This window comes from Pelomonas nitida, from assembly GCF_043555975.1.
Classification (GTDB): domain Bacteria; phylum Pseudomonadota; class Gammaproteobacteria; order Burkholderiales; family Burkholderiaceae_C; genus Pelomonas; species Pelomonas nitida.
The window spans coordinates 63724-78793 of sequence record NZ_JBIGIA010000018.1 but is presented as its reverse complement, the minus strand read 5'-3'; the positions used below and the strand labels follow the sequence as shown (position 1 = coordinate 78793).

Below are 15070 nucleotides of genomic sequence, written 5' to 3'. Positions count from 1 at the left end.
ACCCATGCCACATTTGTCCGTCGCCGCAACCGATGAAGAACTCCTGCAGCTTGCCGACAGCTGGGCGGCACTGCTGGAAGGAGAAGACTACTTGGCGGCGTTCAATTACACGGCGCACGATCCGCACATGCGCTGGAGTCCGGACTTGATTCGCCAAGTGATCAAGTCTTACGACGAATGCAAGCCCGGCCAACGAGTGACGTTGCATGGCCGAGCAACCGATATACAACAGCGCAAAGAGGTTTCGCGCTGGCCGGAGCCGAGGCACGGCAGCATCGGTGAGATTTGGTATGACCTCAACATCGACGGCTGCGTGTCGGATCTCACAGCCACTTTCGACATCCTGACCGATGCGAACGGGCTGACCATCCAGTTCAACGACATCCATGTCATGTAGCTGGGCCAGCTGCGGTTCACACCGATCACCCGCACCTACCGAAACGACACGAGACGCCGTCCCGCCTCTGAAACGCATCTTCAATGCGTCGACGCTGGACGTGGCCAAGAAGCAGAGCAACGAAGAGCGCCCGGCACCCCAGTCGTGCCATCAACTCGTAGCCCAAAGGAATCGGCATCCGTCCGACACAGGCCAGCCACCTGCTTGTGTTCAACTCAGGCTGTTCGTCCCACCGCGACCATCCTTGCCGGAGATCTCGATGACCTCATCCGCCTCGTCCCCCGCCGCCACGCGACGCGACGTGCTCCGTGACCGGTTGCTGCCCACCGTCGACCTGCTCAAGCAGCGGCGCGCGGCGGAGATTCCGGAGGACTATATCGACGACTACGTGGCCCTGCACTGGCTCGAATGGCGCGGCGGCTCGCTGAAGCTGACGACGACCGGCGAGAACGTCTGCAAGCACCTCACGGTGCTGCTGAACCGCAGCGACAAGCGCGCCACGCGCTGAGCCCGCTGAGGCAGGCGACCAGCCCCGGCGCGGGCTGTGTTCCACTTCCGGCGTGAATTCAGAAGTCCCCGCCTCCAAGCCGAGCAAGCCGGCCAAGCCGCCCGCGCCGGCATTTCCCCTCCCCCAACCGCGCCACGCGTCGCGCCTGCCCGCCAGCCTGGCGCCGGAAGACTGGGCCCGCATCCGCCAGGCCGCGCACGCGCTGCCCCAGGTGTTGACGCCGGCCGACCTCGACGACGGCAGCGAAGACGCGCTGGACCGCCTGGGCGCCATCCAGATCTCCAAGGCGGCCGGCGGTGCCCGGCCCAGCCGCTGGATCATCCCGGCCCACCTGCCCGTCGCGCTGGCGCAGCTGGACGCCACACCGCTGGCCAACACGCTGCGCCCGCTGCTGCAGCAGCGCCTGAACCAGCTGGAAAGCCTGGGCCTGCGCCGTGAAGGCCTCGTCTTCACGCGGCTGTGCATCCACCCCATCACGCTCGCGCATGAGGGCTGGCGCATCGACCTGTCGCACCGCGTGCCGGTGCCCGAGGGGCCCGTGTGGGCCTTCTTCCGCGACGGTGACACGGCCGCGCTGCGCCATGCGCTGGGCCAGTCGCCCGAGTACTCGTTCCAGGCCGAGCTGGCGCTGCACCTGAACCACCTCGTCGCACGCAGCGAGGCCATGGGCGACAGCGCCCAGCTCGCGTCGCTGCTGCCGCGACTGCAGGCCGAGTGCGGCGTGCCGATGCCGTTTGCCGACCTGAAGGCCGCGCTGACCCGCGCGCAGGACCGCTGGGAACAGCAGGTGGAGGAACAGAGCACGCTGGCCAGCCTGGGCCGCGAGCTGGCCTTCCAGGGCTACCCGGACAGCTTCGACGCCGCGCGCAAGCTGGGCCGCAAGGTCACGCTCTACCTCGGCCCGCCCAACAGCGGCAAGACTTACTCGGCCTTCGAGCGGCTGAGCCAGGCGCTGGACGGCGCGTATCTGGCGCCGCTGCGGCTGCTCGCGCTGGAGGGGCGCGACCGGCTCGTGGGCCGTGGCGTGCCCTGCTCGCTGCTGACCGGCGAGGAGAACGTGCCGGCGGCCGATGCGCGTGTGGTGAGCAGCACCATCGAGATGGTGAACACGCGCGATGTGATCGACGTGGCCGTCATCGACGAGGCGCAGATGATCTTCGACGACTCGCGCGGCTGGGCCTGGACACAGGCCATCGTCGGCGTGCCGGCCCGCGAGGTCATCATCATCGCGTCGGCCTATGCCGCGCCCGCCATTGAGCGGCTGCTGCAGCTGTGCGGCGAGAAGCCCGAGCGCCGCGTGTTCGAGCGCAAGCAGCAGGTGCAGCTGATGCCCGCGCCGGTGCCCATGACGCACCTGCAGTCCGGCGACGCCGTGGTGGCCTTCAGCCGCCGCGACGTGCTGATGCTGCGCGACCAGATTTCGCAAGGCGGCCACCAGGTGAGCGTCATCTACGGCGCGCTGCCGCCGGAGGTGCGCCGCCGCGAGGCCGAGCGCTTCGCCGTGGGCGCCAGCGATGTGCTGGTGGCGACCGACGCCATCGGCATGGGCCTGAACCTGCCCATCCGGCGCGTGCTGTTCTCCACGCTGACCAAGTTCGACGGCGTGGGCGACCGCGAACTCAGCGTCAGCGAGGTGCACCAGATCGCCGGCCGCGCGGGCCGCTACGGCATGCACGACGAGGGCTTCGTCAGCGTGCTGAAGGAGGCCGACGCAGAGGCCATGAAGATCCTGCGCCAGCAGCTGCCCAAGGAGCCGCGCGCGCCACGGGACTTCAAATGCCCGGTGGCGCCCAACTGGCGCCATGTGCAGACCATCTCGCAGCGCATGGGTGTCAACAAGCTCTACGCGGTGCTGAGTATCTTCATGCAGCAGCTGCGCCTGGACGACGCCCACTTTGCCGTGGCCGAGCTGGAGCAGATGCTGGAACTGGCCGAGATGCTGGACCGCAACGCCATCGCGCTGCCGCTGAACGAACGCTTCAAGTACGCGCAAGCGCCGGTGGACTCACGCCTGCCGATGCTGGTGGACCAGTTCGCCAGCTGGGCCATGAACCACGCCCGCACCGGCAAGGCCGGCGACCCGTATTTCCTTGACGAATACGACCAGCACGGCCGCCTCGACCGCATGGAGCAGGCGCTGCGCATCTGCACGCTGTGGCTGTGGCTAGACCTGCGTTTCCCCGGCGTCTACGGCCATGTGGAAGCGGTGGTGGACCTGCGCGGCCGGCTGAACGATGGCATCGAGCGGCAGCTGAAGGGCAAACGGCCGCTGTGGCAGAGGCGCGGGCGGTGAAGCCCGCGTGGGCGACGGATGGCGCGAACGCTGAGCGTGGCGTCCTTCAGCGCCGCGCCGGCTGAACGGCCGGCAGGCTGATCAAGTCCCTCGCCGTCGCCACGATGGCCTCGCGCCCCGGGCGGGGTACCCAGCCCAGCACCTCGCGGGCATGGCTCGCATCCTGGTGGCGCACCACGCCCAGCTCGCTGGCCGCGTTGCGCACCAGCGGGCTGAACCTGGCCATCAGCCGCACGCTCCAGTCGGGCAGCGTCAGCGTGGGCACCTTGCGTGCTTGCTCGCCCAGTTCCTCGCGCAGCACGGCGGCCATGTCGCGCAGCCACAGGAAGCCGGCGTCGGCGATGAAGCGCTCGCCGGCCATGCCGGGTGCGTTGAGCGCGCGCCAGTGCAGCTCGGCCACGTCGCGCACGTCCACCACGCCGAAGCCGATGCGGGGCAGGGCGGGCAGCCGCCCCTGCAGCAGGCTCTGCACGATGACGACGCTGGCGGAATAGTCGGCGCTGGCCACCGGGCCCAGCACGACCGACGGGTTCACGGTGCAGAACTCCAGCCCGCCGCCCTCGCGCGCCACCCAGTCGCGCGCGGCGCGCTCCGCCACCGTCTTGGACTGCACATAGGGCGGCACATCCGGCGCGTCGAGCCGCGTCCAGTCGGCCTCCGTCACGTGATGAGCACCCGGCCCGTGGCCGTAGGAGATGGCCGCGACGGAGGAGGTCATCACCACCCTTCGCACGCCGGCATCCCGCGCCGCCTTCAGCGCCCGCAGCGCGCCGTCGCGGGCCGGCACGATGAGCTCATTGGCGTCGCGCGGCACGCCCACGGGCAGCGGCGACGCGAGGTGGGCCAGGTGGCTGCAGCCCGCGGCGGCCTCGGCCCAGCCGGCGTCCGCCATCAGGTCGGCCGCGAAGCAGCTCAGCTGCTCATCGCCCGGCGCCACGCCCAGCAGCGCCCGCAGCGCCGGCTCGCGGGCGTGATCGCGCAGCGTGGTGTGCACCTGCCAGCCCCGTGCCAGCAGCTGGCGGATCAGCACGCCGGCGATGTAGCCGGTGCCCCCGGTGACGAGGATGCGCGGCGTCATACGGCGCCTTCCCGCGCGGGGGCGAGCTCCCCCGGCGCCGGCTCGGGCGACAGGTCGATGCGGCGGTGGCTGCCGTCCTCCTCGAACACGAGGCGATCGAGGCGCCACTCGCCCAGCCGGCGCGTGGCCTCGGCAAACACCTGACCCTTGCCGCGCGGGCCCTCGATGCTGAAGGCCAGGTGGGCCTCGCCGTTCGGGCCCGAGGTCTGGATGCCGCCGCTGGGCAGGCCGGTGGAGAAGGGCCGGCCGACCAGCGCGGCCACGCGGGGGTCGGCGTCCAGCCGGGCCCGGGCCAGCCGGTAGGCGTCGGAGTCCTTCATCAGCCCGAGGATGCCGAACACGAACAGCACCGTGACGCCCACCCAGGCCAGCAGCAGCACCGCGCCCCAGCGCGCCCACTTGCGCTGCGTGGCCTGGAAATGCGCGACGCTGTCCCAGCGCTTGTTGCGCCAGGCCCACTCGCTGCCCCGCGCCCCGACGACGAACCACCAGAACAGGCCGAAGAACGGCACGAACACCAGCAGCGCGAGCAGCACGTTGTTGCCGATGCCCCAGATCCAGCTGAGCAGGAAGGCGCCCCAGTTCCAGCCACGGATCTCCGGCGGCACCTGGCTGGCCGGCCCCTGGCCCGATGTGTTGCGGTGCTCGACGACGTCCACGATCCCTTACTGGCCTGCCTGTTGATGGGGCGGCATTGCACCACGCGGTGGGCGGGGGCCACCCCATGTCCTTCGGCACCGAGGGGGACCGCGCATTGCCAGCGGCGGCGGCGCAGGAGACAGTCACGCCTTTGCAGTATTTCCGGATTCCGACTTGACCTCCATTGCCTCGACCGCCGGCGCTGCGGCCCCTGCCGACCCGCGCGCCCGCCACGACCGTGCCTTCCTGGGCCACCCCGCCGGCCTGGGCTGGCTGTCCTTCTGCGAACTGTGGGAGCGCTTCAGCTACTACGGCATGCAGGGGCTGCTGGTGCTCTACCTCGCCAACTACCTGTTCCTGCCCGAGAACGTCGGCAACGTGGCCGGCATGGACGTGCTGCGCCACGCCATCGAGAACGTGACCGGCCCGCGCTCGCCGGCGCAGCTGGCGTCGGTGCTGTTCGGCCTGTATGCCGGCTTCGTCTACCTGACGCCCATCTTCGGCGGCCTGATCGCCGACCGCTGGCTGGGCCGCACGAAGACGGTGGTCATCGGCGCGCTGCTGATGTCGCTGGGCCACTTCCTGATGGCCTTCGAAACCGCGCTGCTGCCCGCTTTAGGCTGCCTGCTGCTGGGCGTGGGCTGCTTCAAGGGCAACATCGCCGCGCAGGTGGGCGACCTCTACGCACCGGGTGACAAGCGCCGCGCGAGTGCCTTCCAGATCTTCATGCTGGCGGTGCAGATCGCCGTCGTCGCCGCGCCTTTCGTCTGCGGCACGCTGGGGCAGAAGGTCGGCTGGCACTGGGGCTTCGGCTCGGCCGGCGTGGGCATGCTGATCGGCCTGGCCACCTACCTGGCGGGCCGGCGCTGGCTGCCGCCGGAGTCGCCACGCAGCCAGGGCAAGGCCGACACCGAGGCGCGCGCACCGCTGGGCCGCCGCGGCATCATGCAGCTCGTGCTGCTGGTGGCCATCCTGCCGCTGCTGATGCTGTCCATCGTCGGCAACCAGCAGTTCCAGAACGCCTACCCGCTGTGGTCGCAGGCGCACATGGACATGTGGGTGGGCGGCTTCGAGGTGCCGGTGACCTGGCTGCAGGCCGTGGACGCCGTGTTCAGCACGGTGACCATCCTGGCCTCGCTGGCGTTCTGGCGCTGGTGGGCCACGCACCGCACCGAGCCCGACGAGATCACCAAGATCGCGCTGGGCTCCTTCGTCGCGGCCGGCGCGCCGGCGCTGCTGCTGATCCCGGCCTTCGCCATCGAGGCCGGCGGCGGCAAGATCAGCATCCTGTGGACCTTCGCCTACACGCTGGTCAACGACCTGGGCTTCGCCAACATCATGCCGGTGGGCCTGGCGCTGTATTCGCGCGCCTCGCCGCGCGGCTTTGCGGGCGTCATGCTGGGCATCTACTACCTGCACCTGTTCATCGGCAACATCTTCGTGGGCTGGCTGGCGGGCCTGCTGGAGGTGCTGCCGGGTTCGCAGTTCTGGCTGCTGCACGCGGGCCTCGTCGGCGCCGCCGGCGTGGGGCTGTTGCTGGTGAAGCTGGTGTTCGGCCGCCTGCTCGCGCCCGACGACGCCCAGCCCGCCCGCTGACCGGGCCCGCGCCGACGGCTTGGCGCCAGCCCGCCGGGCTGGCCGCCAAGCAGCCCCTGCCGCTACATTGCTCACTCGTTGGAGGCGGACCATGCATCTACGCGAGTTGCTCTATCCCGGCATCTGGGCCGTGCGGCAGTTGCGCTTCGGCACCAAGCTGACGCTGCTGTTCATCGTGGCCGCCGTGCCACTGATCACCAGCGCCGTGCTGCTCGTCACCCGCAGCCTGGACGACCTGCAGCTGACGAGCGCCGAACTGGCCGGCCTGCAGCGCATCGAGCGGGTCAACGGCGTGACCCGTGCCGTGCAGGCCCATCGCGGCCTGACCAACATGGTGCTGCTGGGCGATGCCGGCCAGCAGAGCGCTCGTAACGCCGCGCGCACCGACCTCGACAACGCCGCGCAGGCTCTGGCCGAGGCCTTGGCGCGCGACGGCGCCAACACCGCCCGATCCTGGCCGGCGGTTGCTGCGCGGCTGAAGGGGCTGGCCGGGCAGTTGCAGGGCTTGCCGGCCGACAAGGCCTTCGCGCAGCACACCGAACTGGTCGAAGACCTCGCCTGGGTGACCTACGAGCTGGCCGAGTCGTCCAGCCTGCTGTACGACCCCGATCCGCTGACCTATCTGCTGATGGAGATGGCCGTCACGCGCCTGCCCGAATGGCGGGATCAGCTGGCCCGGCTGCGTGGCAAAGGGGCGGGCATCCTGAGCTCCAGCGTCGTGGACGAGGGGGACATGGGCATGGTCAACACCTGGGTCGACGAGCTGGGGGCCAGCACGCGCGGCATACGCCGCACGCAGGCGCTGATCAGCGAGAAGGGCTTCTCCACCGACAGCTTCGACAAGGCCGTCACCACCGTGCAGAAGCTGCTGGACGGCAGCCACGAACGCTTCCGCGCCGGCGCCCAGGCGGGTGGCGCCGAGGCCTACTTCGCCGAGGCCAGCGCCGCGCTGCAGGCGGTGGCCGCCTACCAGACGGCGATCAACGGCGCCATGCGCGCCTCGCTGGAGCAACGCAATGCCGACCTGCTGCGCAAGACCTGGCTCGTGGGCGGCGGCGCCGTCTGCCTGCTGCTGGCGTTCGTCTACCTGATGCTGGCCTTCCAGGTCAGCTTCCTGGCCGATCTGCGGCAGGTGCTGCGCTTCATGGAAAACACGGCGCAGGGCAACCTGCAGCACGTCGTGCGCATCCGCGGCAAGGACGAGCTGTCGGACATGTCCCGCGCCATGTCGGTCATGGTCAACAACATCGCCTTCATGGTGGCGGCCGTGCGCAGCAACGCGGCGCTGCTGGCGGGTTCCGGCGATGTGCTGGTGGAGGGCAACCAGGCGCTGTCGGAGCGCACCGAGCAACAGGCCGCCAACCTGGAGCAGACGGCGGCCAGCGTGCAGGAGTTGGCGGCCACCGTGCAGGGCAACGCGACGGCGGCGCAGTCGTCCAGCCAGGCCGCGCAGCGCGTGCGCGCCACCGCCGAGCAGGGCGCTGCCGGCATGAAGGACGCGGTCGCCTCCATCGAGGCCATCGCGGCCGGCGCGCAGCGCATGCAGGAGATCGTGGGGGTCATCGACGCGCTGGCCTTCCAGACCAACATCCTCGCGCTCAACGCCGCCGTGGAGGCCGCCCGGGCCGGCGAGAGCGGGCGCGGCTTCGCCGTGGTGGCCACCGAGGTGCGCTCGCTGGCGCAGCGCTCGGCGGCCTCGGCCAAGGAGATCCGCCAGCTCATCGCTTCGTCGTCCGAGCAGGTGGGCAGCGGCGTCGGGCTGATCCGCAAGGCCGGCGAGCACATCGACGCCATCGTCGGCGGCGTGCGCGACGTGGCGGGCAACATGGCGCACATCTCGGCCTCCAGCACCGAGCAGAGCACCAGCCTCAGCGAGATCACGTCGGCCGTGCGGCAGCTGGACACGCTGACGCAGCGCAACGCTGCCATGGTGGAGCAGGCCGTCACGCAGGCCAACGACCTGCAGGACCGCGCCCGCGTGCTGACCGAATCGGTGGCCGCCTTCAAGCTGCCGCAAGGCACGGCCGACGAGGCGCGAGCGCTCGTCGAGCGCGCGGTGGCCCAGGGCGGCGGCGGCCGGGAGTCGCTGCTGCGCCTGATCAACGCGCCAGGCAGCGGCCTCAGCGACCGCGACATGTACGTCTTCGCGCTCGACGCCGAGGGCCACTACGCGGGCTTTGCCGGCAGCCCGGCACGCGTCGGCCAGCGCGTGCAGGACGTGGCCGGCCCGGCGGGCGCCGCGCTGCTGCGCGCCATCATCGAACGCGCCGAGGCCGGCCCCGGCTGGGTGCAATACACCATGCCCCACCCGCACACCGGCACGCCGCAGGAGAAGATGTCCTATGTGGTCAAGGCCCAGGGGCTGTATGTGGGCTGCGGCGTCTACAAGAGCGCCATGATGGACGTCTGACGCGTGCGGGCCGTGTCCCTACACTGCGCCGCATGATCACCGTCCACCACCTCAACAACTCCCGCTCGCAGCGCGTGCTGTGGCTGCTCGAAGAGCTGGGCCTGCCCTACGAGATCAAGCACTACCAGCGCGACGCCAAGACGTCACTCGCGCCGCCGGAGCTGCGCCAGGTGCACCCGCTGGGCAAGAGCCCGGTCATCACCGACGGCGGCCTGACGGTGGCCGAGAGCGGCGCCATCCTGGAGTACCTGGTGGACAAATACGGCCAGGGCCGGCTCAAGCCCACCGACGAGCAGTCGCTGCTGCACTACCGCTACTTCATGCACTTCGCCGAAGGCTCGGCGATGCCGCCGCTGGTCATGAAGCTGATCTTCAACAAGATCAAGCGCGCGCCCATGCCCTTCTTGGTGAAGCCCATCGCCAAGGGCATCGCCGACAAGGTGCTGGGCGGCTTCGTGCAGCCCAACATCGACGCGCAGTTGAAGTTCCTCGAAGCCGAGCTGACCGCGCGGCCCTGGTTTGCTGGTGCGGAGATGTCGGCGGCCGATGTGCAGATGAGCTTCCCACTGGAAGCCGCTGCGGCACGCGGCGGTTCGCTGGACGGCTACCCGAAGATCAAGGCCTTCCTGGAGCGCATCCATGCACTGCCGGCGTACCGGAAGGCGTTGGAGCGGGGTGGACCGTATGACTTGATGAGCTGACCTCACCCGGCCGCAAGCTGGCGCTCGCCATACACAACACTGGGACCCTGCATGAACCAGGAGCAAGACAGCCCATGGGCCTATCGGCTTGGTGCAGCGACTCTGGGCGCGATGGCCGGTCTGGCGCTAGGCCTGCTGCTCGGCAGCCTAGCGGTGGCGGCCGGCGCCGCAACGCCGCTGGCTCACTTTGCAGGCGCTGGATCGCTAGCAGGCGTCGCATCCGGCCTGTTGGCGCCGGCCGGCGCCATGGACTTCTTCTTCGGGACGCTGCACTTTTTCATCGGCTTCTTCGCGACCGTTTTGGATCGGGTCGATGACGACACCCCATCACGCCTCTATGGCCATGCGGCGGGACGGGAGGGATGGCCGCGGTGGGCCTTCATCTTCGGCATCGCCTTCGCCCTGTTCCTCACGCTGCTGTAAGCCGCGCTGCTAGACGCATTAACGCCCGGGCTGTGCCCCTTTAGGTCCGTACTCCACCACCCTGCACCCCGCCCCCTTCGGGTCCGCGCAGCAGGCCGCCAGCTTTTTCAGGCTTTCGCTGAACTGCTCGTCCCACTGCGCGCGGCTGTGCAGGTTGCCGGGGCTCATCCAGTGCGATTGCGGGAAGCGCTTGGACCACTCGTTGCCGCCCTCCTGAACCCCACGCCCCGTGGACTGCTGCATCGCCACGTTGCACGAGTTCATGTTGCCCATGCGGTGGCAGGCTGTGCAGCTGTTGCCGCGCGTCGTGATGCCGAAGGCATGCAGCGTGGCCCAGGCCCGCTTGAAGTCCTCGCCAATGGCCTTGGGCTCGTAGAGGCCGAAGGGGTCGCCGGGCAGTTGCTGGGTCTGCGCGATGTAGGGCGAATACATGAAGGGCCCGCTGTCGTGGCAGTGCATGCAGGCCGGCTTGCTGTTGGCGACCTGTTGCGGCGTCTGCCAGACCTGGTCGGCCGGCAGCGGCTTCAGGCCGTCGGGGCTCACGGGCTGGGGCTTGCGCGTGGCCGTGCTGGGCGAGGGCACCCAGCGGCCGTCGATACCCCGGTCCTTGGCCAGCGGCGCAGGCGCCTTGGCCGTGAACCAGCAGGTCTTGCCGTTCTTCAGGTTGTGCGAGATGACGTTGATCTCGTCGAACAGCGCGCTGCCGGCGGGCCGCGCCACCTGTTTGCGGCAGATGGCGCTGATCTGCGCGGTGGGGTCGTCGCGCAGCACGAGGGCGCGGCTGCCCGGCACGCACTGGCTGACGGCGTCGGGCTGCGGCAGCAGCGAAGGCTTATCGCAGCGCGGCGGGGCGGCGTCGGCCGGCACGGGCTTGCCGTCGACGGTGATGGGGATCTCCTGCCCGGCCATGCAGTTGAACGCGGGGATTTCGGTGACCTGCTCGGCGCACTGGCGGCCGTACTCGAACAGCGTCTCGGCGTGGGCCGCGCCGGCCAGCAGCAGCAAGAGGAGGGCGCGCTTCATGCCGTCACCAGCCCTTTCTCGGCCAGCACGACGGCGCGGATGGCCTGGTGATAACGGGCGTAGCCCGTGCAGCGGCAGATGTGCTGGCCGACGGCGGCTTCGATGGCGGCGTCGAGTTGCTCGCGCTTGATCGGCTGTGTTCTGAGACGGCTGAGCAGCATTTCGGTGGCCATGACGAAGCCGGGCGTGCAGTAGCCGCACTGGAAGGCGAAGTGGTCGAGAAAGGCTTGCTGGATGGCGCTGGGTGTTTCCATGCTGCCGGTGCCTTCGACGGTGGTGATGGACTGGCCTTGCAGTAACGCGACCGGCGTGGAGCAGGCGAGCAAGGGCTGCGCCTGGCTGGTGGGCGCGCGGCACGCGGCGACGGTGCAGGCCTTGCAGACGCCAATGCCGCAGCACAGGCGGGTGCCGGAGAGGCCCAGCTCTTCGCGGAGGAAGTCGACGAGCGGGAGGTCGGTAGGGACCGTCGTGTCGACGGGTTTGCCGTTGACGTGGAATTGGACGTTGACGAGTGCGTCGGTCATGGCTGTGCACCTTTGGTGGCTTGCCTGCTGTGGTGCCGGGAGTTCGCCCCGGCGGGCGACCTACTTTCTTGCGCGCGCAAGAAAGTAGGCAAAGAAAGCGCCCCTGCAAAACCGCCCCGCCGCTGCGCGACGGGGTGCCCTGCGATGCTCGAAGCCCAGGGCCGCGCCCAACTCGCTTCGTTCACTGCGCTCACTCCGCTCAGACAAAGGGGCGCGAAGTCAGTGCTTGAAGCGTGCTGCGCACGCGCCCTGGGCTCCTGCGCTTCTCGGCGGTTTAGAAGGGGAGAACCCAAACAGCCGCAACAGCCCACAGCCAAACGCCACATCCTGTCGGTCGCGGCTGCTCCTTCATCCCCCCTTGGAGCCCGCCGAGGAGCGCAGGGCTTCAAGCCCGCGTGCGCAGCACGCTTCAAGCACTGACTCGCGACGATTGTTCGAGCAGAGCGTAGCGACGCGAGTTCGGCGCGTGGGCTTGAAGACCGAGCACCGCAGGGCAGCCCGCTGCGGAGCAAAGGGCCGGGCGGATCGGGGGCGACTTTTTGCCTACTTTTTGGTCGCTCAAAAAGTAGGTCGCCCGCCGGGGCGAACTCCCGGCTGGGCGCAGGCACAAACCCGCTCATCCCAAAGCCCTCTCAAGATCAGCCGCCGTGATCGGCAACGCCCGAAACCGCACCCCCGTCGCATGCGCAATCGCATTGCCAATCGCCGGTGCAATCGGGCACAGCACCGCCTCGGCAATGCCCTTGGCCGTCGGCTCGTCCGAAGCCAGCGTCGTGATGTTCAGCCGCCCCAGCGGTACATCGGCCGACAGGGCCACGTGATAGCGATCCAGGTTCCAGCGCCCATCCCCCGCGCCACCGGCCTCCAGCGGCAGGTTCTCCAGCAGCGCGTAGCCGATGCCCATCGCCACACCGCCCTGCGCCTGCCCGAGCAGCAGATCGGGCTGCAACACCTTGCCCGCATCCACCATCAACTCGACGGCGACGACGCGCGGCTCGAAATCCTTCGGGCCGATCTCCACCGCCACCAGCACACCCGACGGCGCATACAGGCTGCGGCCATACAGCCCCGCCTCCGGCTTGGGCGGAACCACATCCCGCCGCAGCACGGGCGTCCATTCGGCCGCGCCGCCCAGGCGCAACGACAGACCGTCGATGGGCAGTTGCAGCGCCGGGCTCGCGGGCATCGCATAGGTGGCCGATACCCAAGCCGCCTCGTACAGGCCATGCACCATCACGGCCGTCGGCAGGCCGGCCTGCTGCGCCCGGGCCGCCAGCGCGGCCAGCGGCAGCGGTTTGAGCCCTGGCGCCTCCAGCTGGCCACGCACCCAGCGCGTCTTGCCAGGCAGCGACGCCAGCGGCACTTCCCAGAGCGCCGCGGCCGCCGGCAGCAGCCCGGCCTCGAACAGCACGCGGCTGGCCTGCTCGGTCACGTGAACCTGGTGGAAGGCCGTCAGGCAGGCGCTGCTGGACATCGCGAAACTGGCCGTCCAGCGCGGGTCGCTCCAGCTGCCGCCGTAAGTGGTGTGCAGGTCCAGCGCGTTGAAGCCGCCCACGTCGCCCATGACGACGTCTTGCGCGTTGCGGCCCAGCCAGCCGGCGGTGGAGATGGCCAGCGTCGTCGCGGAGCCGTTGCCCATGTCCACGCAGTTGGTGCGCACGGCGAGGTGCCCGTCGGGCGACAGCGCCACCTCGGCCATCACGCCATCCTTGCCGGTGCCGTAGGCCTGGTTGGCCAGCGCAAAGCCCACGCCGTAACGAATGCCCTCACGCGCCTTGCGCCGCTTCACGGCCTCGCGCTCGCGCCACAGCGCGTGCGTGCGCGCCCGGCGGCAGATCTCGTGCAGCCGCATGGGCTGCTCCAGTGGCGCACCGGTGATGGTGCGGTCGCCCTGCTGCAGCGCATTCAGCTCACGCAGCGCGATGGGGTCGCGCTTCAGCGCCACGGCCACCTCGTCCACCAGCGTCTCGACGGCAAAGCTCGCCTGTGGCCCGCCGAAGCCGCGCATGGAGCCCGCCACGACGCCCGTGCTGGGCTGGGCGGCGGCGTCCACATAAGCCTGGCTGATGTCGTAGCCGCTCAGCCCGCAATAGGCCGCCAGCATCGCGACGAACTGGCTGTAGTTGTTCTGCCCGCCGGCCGGCAGCACCTGCTGGCTGCCGAAGGCGAGGAATTTGCCGGTCTTGGCATCGACCGTGATGCGCTGCGTGATGTGGCTGGCCAGCTGCTTCAACCCGCCCTGGAACTGCTCGTAGCGGTCCTGCGCGATGCGCACGGGCCCGTCGGCCAGCGCGGCCGTCACGGCCAGCAGCGGCGGGAAGGTGGACACGTCGCGCCCGCCGAAGCCGCCGCCGGGGTAGCAGGAGTTCAGCACGATGGTGCCGACCTGCACGGGGCAGTCCTTGCTGAACAGCGCCAGGCTGTTGCCGGCATCGCCGTTGGTGGCCTGCGTGCCGAGCACGAGGTGCAGCGTGCCCGTGCCGGAGCGGTCCAGCCAGGCCAGGCCCGCCTCGGGCTCCATGAACATCGGGTCCAGCACCTGCGTGCTGTAGGTGCCGCCCAGCTGCAGCAGCTGGGCACTCTGCGTCTGCAGCGTCGCGTTGATGCGCTGGCGCAGCTCGCGGGCCCGGCTGTTGAAGGGCTGCGCCGTGGAGTCGGGCTGGTAGGGGTCGGATTCAACCCCCACCTGCACCTGCGAGAACGGCGCGACGCCGTCGGCGTCGAAGCGCGTCAACGTCGTCACCGGGCTGTAGGCCTGCGCCCAGGGCTGGGCCGGCGGCGGGGGCAGGCCGCCGCTGCGCACGACGCCGGGCTGGAACTGCAGCGCGCGCTTGGCGCGGCGGTAGGCGCTGGCGTCGGCAAAGATCAGGATGGCGACCGGCTGGCCGAAGAACTGCGGCGCGCTGCCCACCGGCACCAGCAGCTGGCTGACGCCGTCGGCGCCCGCCATGGAGAACGGCAGCTGCAGGTTCAGCGAGGCGAGGTCGCGCTGCGGGCCGCTGTAGTCTCCCAGCGGGGTTTGCGTGATGACCGTGAGCGGCTGGGCCTGCGCGCCTGCGAGCGCCGACAGGTCCAGGCCCGTGAACACACGACCCGGGTTCGTCGCGCGCAGGATCATGGCCATGCGCTCGGGCGGGTTCCGGGGCCAGCCGGGCATGTCGGCGGCGCGGAAGTCGCGGGCGTAGATCTTCTGGCCCGTCACCTTGGCCAGCCCATCGATGCGAAAGCGCGCCTTGCCGGGGCCGCCAGACCAGTCCGGCGCGCCGCGCGGGGCCTGGTCGCCGGTGAAGGACTGCGTGGGCAGGCCGTCGGGTTGAGGCCGCACACCCATCACGCGCCGCCGGACCGATGGCGCAGACAACGCGAGTTCGTGCACCAGCAGCGTCACGGCGGCAGCACCCGTGCCGATGATGCGCCGCCGCGTCAGTGCAAATAAACCGTTCGGATTCTGGGACAAACGACCCCCTCGACAAATGCG

12 protein-coding genes are annotated in these 15070 nt (G+C 70.0%); 7 read left to right on the top strand and 5 right to left on the bottom strand.

The window, feature by feature from the left end:
• The first annotated feature begins 4 nt into the window (after window positions 1–4).
• From ACG00X_RS20090 to ACG00X_RS20080, 3 genes are all read left to right on the top strand, one after another.
• Window positions 5–397, top strand: a complete 393-nt coding sequence (locus ACG00X_RS20090) for a DUF7668 domain-containing protein (protein ID WP_394490823.1) — start codon at window positions 5–7, stop codon at window positions 395–397.
• A gap of 259 nt (window positions 398–656) precedes the next feature.
• Entirely contained in the window at window positions 657–905 is a 249-nt protein-coding gene (locus tag ACG00X_RS20085; protein WP_394490821.1) for a hypothetical protein, read from the top strand.
• A 52-nt stretch (window positions 906–957) separates the two neighbouring features.
• Complete coding sequence (locus ACG00X_RS20080) at window positions 958–3198, top strand: helicase-related protein (protein WP_394490819.1); 2241 nt, start codon at window positions 958–960, stop codon at window positions 3196–3198.
• 46 nt (window positions 3199–3244) lie between these two features.
• On the opposite strand, the gene ACG00X_RS20075 is transcribed toward ACG00X_RS20080, so the two are convergent.
• Window positions 3245–4276 carry an NAD-dependent epimerase/dehydratase family protein gene (locus ACG00X_RS20075; RefSeq protein WP_394490817.1) on the bottom strand — a complete coding sequence of 344 codons (1032 nt, stop codon included), beginning with the start codon at window positions 4274–4276 and terminating at the stop codon, window positions 3245–3247.
• Window positions 4273–4935 (bottom strand): cytochrome c oxidase assembly factor Coa1 family protein, encoded by a 663-nt coding sequence (locus tag ACG00X_RS20070; protein WP_394490815.1) that lies wholly within the window; start codon window positions 4933–4935, stop codon window positions 4273–4275. Before ACG00X_RS20070 ends, ACG00X_RS20075 begins: the two co-directional genes overlap by 4 nt.
• Before the next feature lie 154 nt (window positions 4936–5089).
• Between ACG00X_RS20070 and ACG00X_RS20065 the strand changes: the two genes are divergently transcribed.
• The 4 genes from ACG00X_RS20065 to ACG00X_RS20050 all read left to right on the top strand — a co-directional run bounded on the left by ACG00X_RS20065 (window position 5090) and on the right by ACG00X_RS20050 (window position 10045).
• Window positions 5090–6511, top strand: coding sequence for a peptide MFS transporter (locus tag ACG00X_RS20065; RefSeq protein ID WP_394490813.1), 1422 nt, complete (start codon window positions 5090–5092; stop codon window positions 6509–6511).
• A gap of 91 nt (window positions 6512–6602) precedes the next feature.
• Window positions 6603–8921 carry a methyl-accepting chemotaxis protein gene (locus tag ACG00X_RS20060; RefSeq protein ID WP_394490811.1) on the top strand — a complete coding sequence of 773 codons (2319 nt, stop codon included), beginning with the start codon at window positions 6603–6605 and terminating at the stop codon, window positions 8919–8921.
• Between the two features lie 32 nt (window positions 8922–8953).
• Complete coding sequence (locus ACG00X_RS20055; protein ID WP_394490809.1) at window positions 8954–9622, top strand: glutathione S-transferase family protein; 669 nt, start codon at window positions 8954–8956, stop codon at window positions 9620–9622.
• A 51-nt stretch (window positions 9623–9673) separates the two neighbouring features.
• Window positions 9674–10045 (top strand): hypothetical protein, encoded by a 372-nt coding sequence (locus ACG00X_RS20050; protein WP_394490807.1) that lies wholly within the window; start codon window positions 9674–9676, stop codon window positions 10043–10045.
• A gap of 18 nt (window positions 10046–10063) precedes the next feature.
• Here ACG00X_RS20050 and ACG00X_RS20045 read toward each other — a convergent pair whose 3' ends face one another.
• The 3 genes from ACG00X_RS20045 to ACG00X_RS20035 form a co-directional block, all read right to left on the bottom strand.
• Complete coding sequence (locus tag ACG00X_RS20045; protein ID WP_394490805.1) at window positions 10064–11068, bottom strand: hypothetical protein; 1005 nt, start codon at window positions 11066–11068, stop codon at window positions 10064–10066.
• Window positions 11065–11592 carry a (2Fe-2S)-binding protein gene (locus ACG00X_RS20040; protein WP_394490803.1) on the bottom strand — a complete coding sequence of 176 codons (528 nt, stop codon included), beginning with the start codon at window positions 11590–11592 and terminating at the stop codon, window positions 11065–11067. Before ACG00X_RS20040 ends, ACG00X_RS20045 begins: the two co-directional genes overlap by 4 nt.
• 616 nt (window positions 11593–12208) lie before the next feature.
• The gene (locus ACG00X_RS20035) at window positions 12209–15049 is read right to left on the bottom strand and encodes a xanthine dehydrogenase family protein molybdopterin-binding subunit (RefSeq protein ID WP_394490801.1); all 2841 of its coding nucleotides are present in this window, start codon (window positions 15047–15049) and stop codon (window positions 12209–12211) included.
• Window positions 15050–15070: the final 21 nt, after the last annotated feature.

Bases quoted from the DNA above. Each gene is read 5' to 3' on its own strand.
- ACG00X_RS20045 (WP_394490805.1), bottom strand. From the start codon at position 11,068: ATGAAGCGCGCCCTCCTCTTGCTGCTGCTGGCCGGCGCGGCCCACGCC.
- ACG00X_RS20085 (WP_394490821.1), top strand. From the start codon at position 657: ATGACCTCATCCGCCTCGTCCCCCGCCGCCACGCGACGCGACGTGCTC.
- ACG00X_RS20075 (WP_394490817.1), bottom strand. From the start codon at position 4,276: ATGACGCCGCGCATCCTCGTCACCGGGGGCACCGGCTACATCGCCGGC.
- ACG00X_RS20090 (WP_394490823.1), top strand. From the start codon at position 5: ATGCCACATTTGTCCGTCGCCGCAACCGATGAAGAACTCCTGCAGCTT.
- ACG00X_RS20040 (WP_394490803.1), bottom strand. From the start codon at position 11,592: ATGACCGACGCACTCGTCAACGTCCAATTCCACGTCAACGGCAAACCC.
- ACG00X_RS20055 (WP_394490809.1), top strand. From the start codon at position 8,954: ATGATCACCGTCCACCACCTCAACAACTCCCGCTCGCAGCGCGTGCTG.
- ACG00X_RS20060 (WP_394490811.1), top strand. From the start codon at position 6,603: ATGCATCTACGCGAGTTGCTCTATCCCGGCATCTGGGCCGTGCGGCAG.
- ACG00X_RS20050 (WP_394490807.1), top strand. From the start codon at position 9,674: ATGAACCAGGAGCAAGACAGCCCATGGGCCTATCGGCTTGGTGCAGCG.